Below are 13,711 nucleotides of genomic sequence, written 5' to 3' on the forward strand. Positions count from 1 at the left end.
ATAAGCTGGCATAGTCCATAGATAAAGGCGGTTAGCATATTTTGCTGCCCCGAAAGTGACGAAGAACCCAGTTTTTCCCATTTCCTCTGTCACTGTATCACTGATTTCTTTTTACCAATTGATATTCAACTTGTTTGATTAGTGATATATGCCCGTTTTCTCTATCACTACAGTATCACTACCCTATCATCGGCAATTTGGAGGAAAAACAGGTATTGCGTTTATATGCAACTGTATATAAGCGCATTGCAAATAATACAAACGATAAACGCCCTATTCCATCTCTGCAAATCACTCGATGTATTTTATGTAAAAACGGCTATAAAATATGTGAAACCGGGTGGTTTTCATTGTCCGGCAAGGTACTTTAGTTGCCGGACATCCCCCTGTTGCCCTCTTTTACACCCGGATGTACCGGTTCTCTACACCCGGATGTTAAGGAGGGCAACATGGGGGTGTTTACAGAATTATGTGCTTGTTTCAGCTAAAAAATGAGATGGCTTTTGTGGAATGAAGAACCGTATTTCGTCAATTTAATACCTATTATATTCGTTTTTACATTTGTTTATTCGATTATTTTACATGTTTTTTCAAAAGTAACAGAAGGCAATACGCTGGTTCCCAATCATATGATAAAAACATCATGTCTCAGGAGTGATAGAGGCAGTGATACAGGAAAACATCCTGTATCACTGATATAACGATTGAATATCAATAGCTACACTTTTGTAGTGATAGAGTGATAGAAGATTTGCCGAAAACTTCGTATGTAGATCACAATCCTGGAAAATTTTGATGCGGTTGTCCTGGATTTTGACATCCTTTTCTATAAATTTTCCCTATTATTTCGCCTTTTCCTCTTTCAATAGCGGCCAGTTCGGATCCGGTCTGTGTTCACGGACCATGATATCTTTCAGTTCCGCTACTTTTTCAGGATACTGGTCCAATATATTGTGCCGTTCCGACGGGTCGGAAGCCAAGTTATACAGTTCATAATAGGGCTTGTCACCCCGGATATTCATGTGAACCAATTTCCACGGTCCTTTGCGTACGGCCTGGCGGCCGTTCAGTTCCTGGAATTCGAAATACAGGAATTCATGTTCTTTCTGTCCTTTCCGGTTTTCCAGGAGGGGGAGCATGCTGACGCCGTCCATTTCCTTCTGCTTGGCTTTCGGATGGATGATTTCTTCGAAGGTCGGTAATACATCCCAGAAAGAGCACATAAAATCGGTTTCCGTACTCGGTTGGACATGTCCCGGCCAGGAAATGATCATCGGGACGCGGATGCCGCCTTCGTACAGATCCCGTTTGTATCCGCGATAAATGCCGTTGCTGTTGAAGAAGTCGGGATCGGCGCCCCCTTCCATATGCGGGCCGTTGTCGCTTGCAAAGATGATGATGGTGTTATCATATAAGCCTTTGTCTTTTAACTTCTGGATGATCTGACCGACATAGACGTCCAGGCGGTAGACCATAGCGGCGAAAGTGGCATGCGGATGGAACTGCGTGCAGTAACCTCCCTTGCGGAAGGCAGGGTTGCCCGGTTCGACTCCTTTGTAAGGTTTTTCCGGATACATGCCACGGAATTTTCGGATGATGCTGTCTTCCGGCACGATCAGTTCCGCATGCGGGATAATGGTCGGATACCACATGAAGAACGGTTCGTCCGGATTCATATTGTCCAGATAGTCCAATGCTTTTCCGTGAATAAGATCTTGCGAGTAGGTACCTTCTCCGTACTGTACATTCAGGTTGTTGTCTTCGAGTTCCACCCGTTTGTCGTTGTCCCAGAGGTGGTCGGGATAATAGCTGTGTGCCAGCAACTGGCAATTATATCCGTAGAAAGTGTCGCAACCCTGATTTTTAGGATCCCCGGTCGTACCGATATAACCCAGTCCCCATTTGCCGAAAGCGGATGTCTTATATCCCGCATCTTTCATTACCTCGAAGATGGTACGGGCATCGGCGGGAAGGGGAAACTGCCCCTCCGGATCGAGTTCGAGGTTACCGCGGACAGGCGTATGCCCGCTGTGCGTTCCTGTCAGCAGGCAGGAGCGGGAAGGGGCGCTGACGGTGGTCCCCGAATAGCACTGCGTAAAACGCATTCCGCTTTGTGCCAACTTATCGATGTTGGGTGTCTCGAACTTTTCCTGTCCGTAACAACTTAGATCGCCATAACCCAAATCGTCCGCAAGGATAAAAACGACATTCGGTTTCTTGTCCTTATTCTTCTCCGCGTGGATGAAAGGAGCTGCCAGCAAAAGGCCGGTCGAAATTAGAATTGCTTGTTTCATGATAGATGTTTTTTGTTAGAATGCTTACAAAGTTATATTTTTTATAAAGAATAATTATCTTTGAGCATAAAATATAAGTGAATATCATGAAAAAAATAACCTGTTTACTCTCCGCTTGCCTGCTTCTGTTGGTATTGGCAAGCTGTTCGGAATTTTCGACTACTTATTATTTGGATGCTGCGAATGGCGATGATAATCAGAGCGGACTTTCCGAATCGAATGCCTGGAAAAGTCTTTCCAAACTTCGGGACGTGAAACTGAATCCGGGTGACAGGGTGCTTCTGAAAAGAGGGAATACTTTTCAGGGTGAACTCGAAATATCGGGACAAGGAACCTCTGATAACCGGATTTATATTGAGGCATACGGTGAGGGAGATAAGCCCTGTATTGTCGGCAACGATACTTCCCTGTATGCCGTCCGTATCCTCAATTCGGATTATCTGACACTGCGGAATGTGGAGATAGTCAATACCGGGAAGGAAAGGAAACCGCACCGCACGGGGCTGAAGATCGAGTGCCGGAACTATGGAGTTTCCAAGAATATCGTCATAGACGGTGTGGATATACGGGATGTGAACGGTTCGTTGGTCAAGGAAGAAGGAGGCGGTAGCGGCATCCTGATCGTGAATGGAGGGAAAGATGTCATATCCGTCTTCGACAGCCTGACAATAGAGAATTGCCGGATCCGGCGTTGTGCCCGTAACGCGATGATCTGGTCGGGATATAGCAGCCGGGAGAACTGGCATCCGAGCAAACATACGGTTATCCGTAAAAACCTGATAGAGGAGGTTCCGGGCGACGGTATTGTTCCGATCGGTTGCGACAGCACGTTGATCGAGTATAACGTGATGCGCAATTGTCCGGCCACCCTTCCCGATACGGAGGCCGCCGCCGGTATCTGGCCGTGGAGCTGCGACAATACGGTTATCCAGTTCAATGAGGTGAGCGACCATAAGGCTCCCTGGGATGCACAAGGTTTCGATTCGGACTGGAATTGCCGGAACACGCTTATCCAGTATAATTATAGTCACGATAATGATGGCGGGATGGTGCTGATCTGTAACTCTGGCGAAGCTCCGGCTTCTTTCAATGCCGGGAACGTGGGGACCGTTGTGCAATACAATATCAGTGTTAACGACGGTCGCCGGACCCGTCCGACACGTGTCGGCATGTTTTCCCCGTTGATCCATCTGGCCGGGCCGGTAAAGAATACGACTATCTGCCGTAATATTATCCATAGGGGAATGAAATACATAGAAGAGATGGACTGCAGCATGATGACTTTCGACTCTTGGGGCGGCTATCCGGACAGCACGTTTGTACATGAGAATATTTTTCAATCATTTGAAAAAAGCACGTTCAATTTTACAAAGTCAACCAACAATGTGTTTGTGTACAACTATTACGTAGGCAGGTTCACGCAGAAACCGGACGATAGATTGCCCCAATCTTTTCCCGATGGATATAGTATCCCTGAAATGCTGGAAATGGTCGAGATTGCCGGCACGTATGGCAGGTTTGTGAAATCAACAGCTATCCGTAAATTTTTTGAACAAAGATGAAAAGTCGTACCTTTGTACGGTTGAACAGATAAAAAGAAAAGAACAGTGGCAAAGATAGTGGAAACACCCTTGATGAAGCAGTATTTCGATATAAAGGCGAAACATCCTGATGCAATCCTGCTATTCCGTGTAGGCGACTTTTACGAAATGTATGGCGAAGATGCTGTGACAGGAGCTGAAATCTTAGGTATCGTACAGACGAAAAAAGCGAACGGGCCGGGGCAAACGGTCGAGATGGCCGGTTTCCCCCACCATGCGTTGGACAGCTATCTGCCTAAACTGGTGCGTGCCGGCAAGCGCGTAGCCATCTGCGACCAGCTGGAAGATCCGAAGCTTACGAAGAAATTAGTGAAGCGAGGCATCACCGAACTGGTGACTCCGGGTGTCTCTATCAACGACAATATCCTCAACCATAAAGAAAACAACTTCCTTGCCGCCCTCCATTTCGGTAAGGACGTCTGTGGAATCGCGTTCCTCGATATCTCTACCGGCGAGTTCCTGACAGCCGAAGGAACCGTTGATTATGTGGATAAACTGTTGAATAACTTTTCTCCGAAAGAGGTATTGGTCGAACGGGGTAGCCGTAAACGTTTTGAAGAGGCTTTCGGTCCCCGGTTCTTTATTTTCGAACTGGACGACTGGGTGTTCACTTCGGAAGCGGCCAACGACCGCCTGTTGAAACATTTCGAAACGAAGAACCTGAAAGGCTTCGGTGTCCAGCACTTGAAATTAGGAATCGTAGCTTCGGGGGCCATCCTGTATTATCTGGATCAGACGCAGCACACCCATATTTCTCATATCACCTCTCTTTCCCGTATCGAAGAAGACCGTTATGTGCGCCTCGACAAGTTTACGGTGCGCAGTTTAGAGTTGGTCAGCACGATGAACGAGGAGGGGACGAGCTTGCTGGATGTACTGGACAAGACCGTATCCCCGATGGGATCGCGTATGCTGCGCCGTTGGATCTTGTTCCCGTTGAAGGATGTGAAACCGATCCACGAGCGTCAGGACGTAGTGGAATATTTCTTCCGCCATCCCGAAGTGAAGGAACTGTTGGAAGAAAAATTAGAACAGATCGGCGACCTGGAACGTATCATTTCCAAAGTAGCGGTGGGCCGCGTCTCTCCCCGCGAAGTGGTGCAGTTGAAAGTCGCCCTTCGCGCCATCGAGCCGATCAAGGAGGCTTGCACGGCAAGCGATGAACCGAGTCTTTGCCGTATCGGCGAACAGTTGAATGCCTGTGCCTTGATCCGCGACCGGATAGAAAAGGAGATCGCGGGTGATCCGCCTTCCTTGCTGAACCGGGGCGGCGTGATTGCGACAGGCGTGAACGCCGAGCTGGACGAACTGCGTGCAATCGCTTATTCGGGCAAAGATTATCTCTTGAAGGTGCAAGCACGGGAAATAGAGCTGACGGGCATATCGAGCCTTAAAATCGGTTTCAACAACGTCTTCGGATATTATATCGAGGTGCGTAACGCCTACAAGGACAAAGTTCCTGCCGAATGGATACGCAAACAGACCTTGGTGAATGCCGAACGTTATATTACCGAAGAACTGAAAGAATACGAAGAAAAGATATTGGGGGCGGAAGAGAAGATACTTTCGCTGGAAGCCCGTCTCTTTAACGAATTGGTACTTTGCCTTTCCGAATATATCCCGCCTATCCAGGTGAATGCAAACCTGATCGGTCGTCTGGACTGCCTGCTCTCGTTTGCCAAGGTGGCTGAAAGCAACCGCTATATCCGTCCGGATGTGAATGATTCGCAGGTGATCGATATTAAGGCAGGCCGCCACCCGGTGATCGAAAAGCAGTTGCCTATCGGCGAGCCTTATATTGCCAACGACGTCTATCTCGACGATGAAAAGCAGCAGATCATCATTATCACCGGACCGAACATGGCCGGCAAGTCCGCTTTGCTTCGCCAGACGGCCTTGATCACGCTGATGTCCCAGATCGGTTGTTTCGTCCCCGCCGAATGTGCCCATATCGGGATTGTCGACAAGATATTTACGCGTGTGGGAGCCTCGGATAACATTTCGGTTGGAGAATCCACTTTCATGGTGGAGATGAACGAGGCTTCGGATATCCTCAACAACATGTCTTCCCGCAGTCTTGTCCTGTTTGACGAATTGGGACGCGGGACAAGCACATACGACGGTATTTCCATCGCCTGGGCGATTGTCGAATATATCCACGAACATCCCAATGCCCGTGCGAAGACCTTGTTTGCCACCCATTACCACGAGTTGAACGAGATGGAGGCTTCTTTCAAACGCATCAAGAACTACAATGTTTCGGTGAAGGAGGTCAATAACAAAGTGATCTTCTTGCGCAAGCTGATCCCCGGAGGCAGTGAGCACAGTTTCGGTATCCATGTGGCCAAGATGGCCGGCATGCCGAAAAGCATCGTGAAACGTTCCAATGAGATCCTGAAACAGTTGGAAACGGAAAACCGTCAGGAGGGGATCGCCACGGAAAAGCGCAAAGGCAGCGTCAAAAGCAAGCCTGTAAAAGGAATCGCTTCTTCGGCAGACGGCTACCAACTCAGCTTCTTCCAATTGGACGACCCGGTACTCAGCCAGGTGCGGGATGAGATCAAGAATCTGGATGTCAACAACCTGACGCCGCTGGAAGCTCTGAACAAGCTGAGCGAGATACGGAGGATCATTACTGGGAAATAAACCGATACATTTTTTCCCCTGATGCAACGAATCCCAATTCTATTGCATCCTTTATTTTAAAGGGTGTTATTGTATTTTGTAATAATATTATCCCTATATTTGTTGCAATCAGTAATAAATCAAAAACGCAGGTTTAAAGAAAGGAATAACTGCCTGCCAGGAATGTTTGCTACAGTGCCAACGAACCTTGTGTTAACCAGGGTTCGTCTTCTCATCAAAAGAATGTATGGATTTTAGGATGTTGACTTTAAAACAAATCAGAAAGTATGAATGTACAAAAGAAAATAAGAATGAGGCGATGGCTGTGGCCATTGCTGCTTTTTGTGTCGCTGTTTTTTGCCGGAGGGTGTGACTCAAATGAAGATTTTGAAACTTTCGGCGGATATGAAACACTTAAACTGTCGGAATGGGATGACGAGTGGAATCAATACTTCGAAGGAGAGTGGAAAGAATATGTAGCTTTTAAAAATCAGAAAGGCTGGATTAAAAAGTGTTTTACTGGAAAATTAGGAATTGCGACCACAAAAGAGGAAGAATATGCAAACTTTTTTCCTGAAAACATCTCCCAAGATCAATTGGAGGAAGATTTGGAAATTATTTTTTCAGGTGAAGTTCGTGCTCCTTTCTCATCCATATATCCACTACCGCTTTTCCTTAAGAATATACAAGTTCACAAAAATATAATAATCGAATAAATGAAAATATCATGAAATATTTAATATCTATAGTTGCTCTTTTCTGTATAAATACATTCACTTTCTCTCAAATAAGAATTGATATTGGAGAAGTGTATGGTGCAGCATTAGAAAAAACGGTGAATACAACAATACAAAAAATTTATCGCATCAATGTTCAAACATTGTTGGATGCACGAGGTTTGGAAAATAATCAGATGGAGGTAAAAATGTCTTTTTTCAATAAAGATTATGACGTTGTGCTGATGGAAAATACAATATTGGAAAATACTCCGGCTTTTTATACGGATGAAAATGGTATTTTACATGAAGATCATCCTACTGTAAAATTGTATGCAGGATATTTAAAATCAGATAGTACAAAGTCTGTACGTTTATCCATTGTGGATAACAGATATATAAATGGATATATTAATACGGGAGAAGATTTATTGCATTTATCTTCTCCTGTTGAGAATGGAGGAAATACAATTGCTTATTTTAGAAATGATATAATTGACACGTCAGGTAGTTATTCTTGCGGTACTCCTGAATTAGAACAAGAAATGTCAGAATCAGCGATTATGCCAATGGCTACAGATTTATATGATTTTGAAACTGTTATTAGAATAATGAAAATAGCAGCGGATGCAGATGAAGAATTTTATAATTTGTATGGAGATAATAGTAATAATCGAATTTTAGCAATTCTAAATGAAGCAGAAGGATTGTATGCCCGTACATTTAATATAGCTTTTCAGATTGCATATGTTCACTACTATAGAAGTAATAGTCCTTATACTATAACATCATTTACGGATCAAGGTGCAGCCTTTCTTTCGCAAGTAAAGAATTATTGGAATCAGAATTTGAGTAGTATTGATAGAGATGTAGTAATGATCTTTTCTGGAAAAGAAGCCAAGATTTCAACTGATCAGTTATTATTAGGTAGAGCGAATGCTGTAGGAGATATCAGAAATAAGGCGACCAGTTACATGGCGACATTTGAGCATTTAATTGAGAGTAGAAGATTTTCTACGGTGGATCATGAATTAGGGCATTTATGTGGTGGTTCGCATAGTGATTGCCAGTATGCTGATAATTCTAATTTAGCCAGTGTTATGTGTAGTGGCTTTGTAAAAGATCCCCCTTACTTCTCCCAAGCCTCTGTAGCCCGCATTGGCCAACATATTTATTCCAATAATTATTTGCAGAAAGTCTCTGTAACTTCCGGAAGTAGTTTTGTAAATAATAGCACGAACGTGACCTTTACAGCATCTCCTTTCCCTTCCGGAATGTTTACTTGGAGCGGTTATCCGATGGATTTAGTAAGTACGTCCGGCGCGAGTGCCACTTTTAAAACAGGAAGGGATGGAACCAGCTATGCGACGATTAAAACAGCAGGTGGAGCTTCTATGTCCGGATCCGTTTATGTGGGTAAACCGGTTATCACTATCGAAGGGCCGAATCGTACTCCTAATACGGATTATGCTAAATATAGAGCCATATATGACGGGCGTTGTTCGCCTACTAAATTTGAATGGATACTGAATCCTCAGGGCAATAATTCTGTTTATGGGGCTAATACTTCTACATTTGATATCGCATTTTACCAAACAGGGAGTTATCAGATAGTCGTCAGAGCCGCTAATAAATTTGGTATGGGAGAGTATACGGTATCCGGCGTAACGGTTTATGATTCGAATAACCGTTCTGTCGCAGTCGCCTACCCCAACCCCGCCAGCCAAACCCTGTATGTCGATTTCTCCTCCATCGGCGAACAGCCGGCGCAGGCTTTCAGCTCTACGGCGGTGCAACAGAAACACTATGACGTCCGTTTGTTCAACCTGCAAGGCGCTCTGGTCCGTACCGCGCAGTCGGCGGGCGAGCGGATTTCGCTCGACGTGTCCGGATTACCGGGCGGCAATTATTTCCTCCATATTTATGATGGGAAAGGAGAGAAGCCGGTGGTGCAACAGGTCATTGTGAGCCACTGACACGTGTCGTGCATGTACGATGATCTTTTTCCTGACGGGACACCCGAAACGGTGTCCTGAAATTCATATATGCCTGATTTTAAGTTTTGAAAAAATATAGAGACCAAAATCTGTCAAAGTCAGGAGAGGGTGTCTCTCTGCTGTAGGGGATAACGTCTCCTCTACATTAGAGAGGCTCTCTCTTTTTCCTTGTCTTTTAACAAACCTGGATAACAGGTATGTCTAACAGGAAAGCTATCTTCTTTAGCTTGTCCGCAACATGTCCGATACCGATTGCACAGTGGTGTGAAGGACCCGCCTTACTCCATCGGTTCATAAAGGTGCGGGCTCCGCAACTGAACCTGTAGCGGCTGTTCGTGTTTCCTATGTGCAGGGTGGGTCCGTCGGTCGATTCTCCCTCTGCGACAAGTAAAAATACGCCATCATTATTTTCACATACGGAAAGAAAAGTGACAGGTCCCTGCTTGACGCGCATCTGAATGGACAATCCTTTGCCCGGTTTACCGTGATATACGGGTAGCGGTACGAGGCTGACCTTTCCCTCGGCAATGGCGAAGTGGGCCGGCCCGTCATGTCCCCATAAAACAACATCGTCATTGAAGTCCATGGCATACGGTTCAGAGAATGAACCTCCGGCATGCAAAAGAGAAAGGAGCTTCATGGCTTGTACGTTCTTTACTTCGCATTCGCCTGCTACCGGGATGCCGCGTCCTGTAAGCAAAGTATTGCCGGCTATTACGGAAGTCACGATATTTTCATAATCGTTTCCTTTCCAACCTTCGTAGTAGTAGGCCATTGAACCGAGGTCGTGGGCTTCGGCCAGTTTATCGAGTGCGACAGAGGTGCGGGCAGCACGATCCAATTCGTATTCTTCACAATGCGGGTCGACTTCAAACTTCATGGAAAATTCTAGACGTTTTGCTGTTCGTTCGTCTTCCGTTACAGCATCCCGGTAAGCTTTGAGTTCGCACATTTCGATAAGCTCTATGTGAGTGCCGAAAGTGAAGGACTGCCGGGTAATGTCGGTGTAAACGTCCAGCATACCGCAATAATAGTGTCCGAGAATACCCATCCGGTTGTTACGCATCCCTTGTACGGCCCTTGCCGCATCGATCCAGTTTTCGATTTCGTTCCATACGTATGGTTCTTCGAGGTAACCGGTCAGGATGTCGTATTTGATGCCGGCACGGTTGAATACGCAGGCAAATTCCGGAGTGGAACAGGCTTGGCAGTGAGCCAGCCATTCGCCGGTCATTTTTCCACGGTCGCCTAATCCGTTGATATAATTGTAATTTATGGCGGCTACGGGTTGTATGTTGAGCAGGATAACCGGAATCTTGATGCGCTGGGCGATCGGAAGGATCGTTGAGGAAAGGGCATAGGTCGAAATAAAGATGAAGAGGATTTCTATGTCTTCACTTTTTAAAACTTCTGCTGTCCGGACTGCCTTTTCCGGGCTGTCTACCATTCCCCCGTCAATCACGGTTGCCTGTAAGCCGGACATACGTTCTTTTATCTTTCTTTGGTAATCCGCCAATCGGGAGAGAAGCCCTTCGAATTGATTCCAATAGGTGTTCAATCCGACTCCGATCAGTCCGACTTTAACTTCCTTTTTTGTTGTATTCATGGTATTCTTCATTATTTATTTTTCTTCACTTTGAAAGCATAAGTACCGGAACCTGTTGTTGCCACGACATACTGGTTTCCTTCTTGTTTGCAACTGATTCCGGGGACATCTTCCAATCGTACACCGCTTTCGGTTATTTGTTTCGTATCGGCAGACGGGAGATAGACGGAGGCTTTGCTGTTTGCCGGTACTTCCACTCGGATGATAAATTCTTTATCGTTGTCTTTCCAGTCGGAAATAATCTGTCCGTAAGGCGATTCGTAGGAAACCTGTACGTCTCGGACATCACCGACCGGTTCGGGTTTGATGACAATATGCTTAAACCCGAAGGAATCTTCTTTCTGACGGATGCCTCCTAAGCCGCTGAACAACCATTCCATCAGATGACCCAACATAAAATGATTGTTCGATACGAAGCCGTATGCCTGCCAGGATTCGGTGAGAGCGGTAGCTCCGTGTGCCAGTTGCCAACCGTATCCCGGTGTGTCGTACTTGCAGTTCATGTCGTAAATGACATCCGAAGCGCCACCGGCTTCAAGGGCACGCAAGACATAGCGGTAGCCGACGTCGCCTGCCGTCAGGGCGTTGTTGCGTCCGCGGATATCGGCTATCAGGTTATCGAATACCTGCTGCCTGTTTTCCGGAGTCGTCAGTCCCATGTAGAGTGCGACGGCGTTTGCCGCCTGGCTGTTGCGGTCGTAGGTACGGGTGGACGGGTTCCAGAAAGTCCGGTTGAAGGCTTGTTTGATCCGGGCCGCCAGTTCCTGGTACTTGCGTGCATCGTCCGGCTTCCCTAAAAGGTTTGCCATTTTCTCCATCAGGGTGACGTCGTAATAGTAGATAGCCGTTGCCGTTACGCCATTGGAGGTCAGTTGCGATTCTCCCGGACTTTTCGGACCGATGTCGAACCAGTCTCCCAAGCCGTAGGCGATAATATGGTTGTCGGCTTTCGAGGAAAGGTAGTCGATGTAGCGTTGCATATCCGGATAATAGGTTTCGATCGGGCGCGTATCGCCATACCATTGGTAAATGTACCAAGGGCTGATGACAAATGTGCTTCCCCATTCCGGCGTATCCTTGAAGCCTCCTTCGAATTCGACCAGTTCGGGAGCAATGGTCGGTATCATGCCGTTGGCTGCTTGTGTGGAGCGCATATCGTTGAATGTCTTTTCGTACAGGCGTGCCAGGTTGTAGCGGTATTGTACGGAGTATTGCATCAGGTGCGCTTCTTCTAGCCAACCCAACTTCTCACGATGCGGGCAGTCGGTCAGCACGCTTGCCATATTGCTGCGAATCGCCCAGTCGATCAGTTCGTATGTCTGATTGAACAACGGCTTGGAACAATGGAAACTGCCGACATCTTCGGCCGAATTGCAAGTATGAAGACCGGTGATTTCCGTTATTTCAGGTAGTCCGTCCGGATTGGGTTGTCCGGCGGGAACAGCACCTTCGACCTGCACGTAACGAAAACCGTAGTAGGTAAACTGGGGTTGCCAGCTTTCAATACCTTTTCCTTTCGGTGTGTAACCGAACCAGAAAGGAGCGCCGGACGCGCTTTGGTTTACGGTACTGTCCGGATTCAGCAGTTCGGCCGGATAGAGCTTAACCGGGTGCGTGTCCTTTGAATGCAGGGAAAGCCGTATGATGCCGGAAAAGTTTTGTCCCAAATCGTACACCCATTGTCCTTTCCGGGTCTTGAAAAGACGGACGGTGGGGATTCGGTCACGTACGGTCAGCGGTGCGGAGCGTTGGGAGAGGAGCCGGGTTTTCCAACCTGTGTCGAGGGCTTTGTTCCAGGTACGGTCGTCGAAACCGGGTTGCATCCATCCGGCCTGTTCTTTCGTGGCATCGTAGTCTTCACCACCGTAAATACTGCTGTAGGTAACGGGGCTTTCGGTTGTTTTCCAGTCTGTACTGGTTACGATGTCCTGCGTACTGCCGTCTGCATATTCGATTTGTATTTTCATCAAGAGGCGCGGAGCGCCATATGAAGCAAGCAGTTTGAAATAACGTTCCCGCGGGATATTGAAAAAGCCGTTTCCCAACATGACGCCTATTGCGTTTCCGCCTTGCTTTAGCTGTCCGGACAGATCGAAAGTGACATACAGCGCACATTTATCATATTTTGTCCATCCCGGATCGAGAAAGTTGTTACCCACCTTCTCTCCATTCAGGAACATATCGAAATGTCCGAGCCCGGAGACATAGGCGGTTGCTCGTTTCACCGGTTTTTGAACCGTAAATTCTTTTCGGAATTGGGGAAGGCGGTACATACCGATCTTTTTGCCTTTGAGTTCCCGGTCCACGTTGGCCAGTCCGTGCAGCCCTGTCGTGACGATTTCGTCTTTCCTGTCTTTTTCCAGTGCAATCCATTTGGCATTGCTCCAGTCTTTTTCCGAAAGAAGCCCCATGCCGAAGGTATGGGTACAGCTCCAGCGGGAAGGGCTGTCCTCTTTATCCCAACTCCTTACTTTCCAGTAGTAAGTCTGTCCTGCTTTCAATTCTTTTCCTTTGAAAGGAACAAGGATCGAGGCGGAAGAAAGCGTTTTTCCGCTGTCCCAGATATTTCCATTGCCGGCCTGTAGTTTTTCCGGAGAATCGGCCACTAATATCTGCCAGGCCGATTGTTCGAAGTTCCGTTGTTGTGCCTGTATCTGCCAGCTGAAACAAGGTTGTCCTGTTTCGATTCCTAACGGGTTTTCTTCCTGTTCGCATCGCAGGTTATAAACGGAATGTGTGTCCGCTGCCTGTAGAAAGAAAGGAAAAACCATACATAAGATACAAATGTTTAAAAGTCTATTTTTCATGCTGCCGTCCTTTTTTGAAAAAGGTGCCATGCTTTTCCGGAAAAGCACGCACCCTTTTTTCGTGT

At 46.8% G+C, this 13,711-nt stretch carries 7 protein-coding genes; 4 read left to right on the top strand and 3 right to left on the bottom strand.

The genetic code is table 11. From position 1 onward, the window contains the following. Positions 1-842 precede the first annotated feature (842 nt). Positions 843-2,294 carry an arylsulfatase gene (locus RDN79_RS15455; protein ID WP_298552076.1) on the bottom strand — a complete coding sequence of 484 codons (1,452 nt, stop codon included), beginning with the start codon at positions 2,292-2,294 and terminating at the stop codon, positions 843-845. 86 nt (positions 2,295-2,380) lie between these two features. Between RDN79_RS15455 and RDN79_RS15460 the strand changes: the two genes are divergently transcribed. The 4 genes from RDN79_RS15460 (at position 2,381) to RDN79_RS15475 (ending at position 9,212) form a co-directional block, all read left to right on the top strand. Further along, the gene (locus tag RDN79_RS15460) at positions 2,381-3,856 is read left to right on the top strand and encodes a right-handed parallel beta-helix repeat-containing protein (RefSeq protein WP_298552074.1); all 1,476 of its coding nucleotides are present in this window, start codon (positions 2,381-2,383) and stop codon (positions 3,854-3,856) included. A gap of 45 nt (positions 3,857-3,901) precedes the next feature. Further along, the gene (gene mutS, locus RDN79_RS15465; RefSeq protein WP_298552072.1) at positions 3,902-6,541 is read left to right on the top strand and encodes a DNA mismatch repair protein MutS; all 2,640 of its coding nucleotides are present in this window, start codon (positions 3,902-3,904) and stop codon (positions 6,539-6,541) included. A gap of 266 nt (positions 6,542-6,807) precedes the next feature. After that, positions 6,808-7,236, top strand: coding sequence for a hypothetical protein (locus tag RDN79_RS15470; protein WP_298552070.1), 429 nt, complete (start codon positions 6,808-6,810; stop codon positions 7,234-7,236). 11 nt (positions 7,237-7,247) lie between these two features. Beyond that, the gene (locus RDN79_RS15475) at positions 7,248-9,212 is read left to right on the top strand and encodes a M12 family metallo-peptidase (protein ID WP_298552068.1); all 1,965 of its coding nucleotides are present in this window, start codon (positions 7,248-7,250) and stop codon (positions 9,210-9,212) included. 196 nt (positions 9,213-9,408) lie between these two features. On the opposite strand, the gene RDN79_RS15480 is transcribed toward RDN79_RS15475, so the two are convergent. Then, entirely contained in the window at positions 9,409-10,839 is a 1,431-nt protein-coding gene (locus tag RDN79_RS15480) for an L-fucose/L-arabinose isomerase family protein (protein WP_298552066.1), read from the bottom strand. An 11-nt stretch (positions 10,840-10,850) separates the two neighbouring features. Next, on the bottom strand, positions 10,851-13,646 hold the full coding sequence (locus tag RDN79_RS15485; RefSeq protein WP_298552064.1) for a family 78 glycoside hydrolase catalytic domain: 2,796 nt from the start codon (positions 13,644-13,646) through the stop codon (positions 10,851-10,853). Positions 13,647-13,711: the final 65 nt, after the last annotated feature.

The organism is uncultured Parabacteroides sp., from assembly GCF_902493135.1.
Taxonomy (GTDB): Bacteria; Bacteroidota; Bacteroidia; order Bacteroidales; family Tannerellaceae; genus Parabacteroides.

Bases quoted from the DNA above. Each gene is read 5' to 3' on its own strand.
- RDN79_RS15455 (WP_298552076.1), bottom strand. From the start codon at position 2,294: ATGAAACAAGCAATTCTAATTTCGACCGGCCTTTTGCTGGCAGCTCCT.
- RDN79_RS15460 (WP_298552074.1), top strand. From the start codon at position 2,381: ATGAAAAAAATAACCTGTTTACTCTCCGCTTGCCTGCTTCTGTTGGTA.
- RDN79_RS15470 (WP_298552070.1), top strand. From the start codon at position 6,808: ATGAATGTACAAAAGAAAATAAGAATGAGGCGATGGCTGTGGCCATTG.
- RDN79_RS15475 (WP_298552068.1), top strand. From the start codon at position 7,248: ATGAAATATTTAATATCTATAGTTGCTCTTTTCTGTATAAATACATTC.
- RDN79_RS15480 (WP_298552066.1), bottom strand. From the start codon at position 10,839: ATGAATACAACAAAAAAGGAAGTTAAAGTCGGACTGATCGGAGTCGGA.
- RDN79_RS15485 (WP_298552064.1), bottom strand. From the start codon at position 13,646: ATGAAAAATAGACTTTTAAACATTTGTATCTTATGTATGGTTTTTCCT.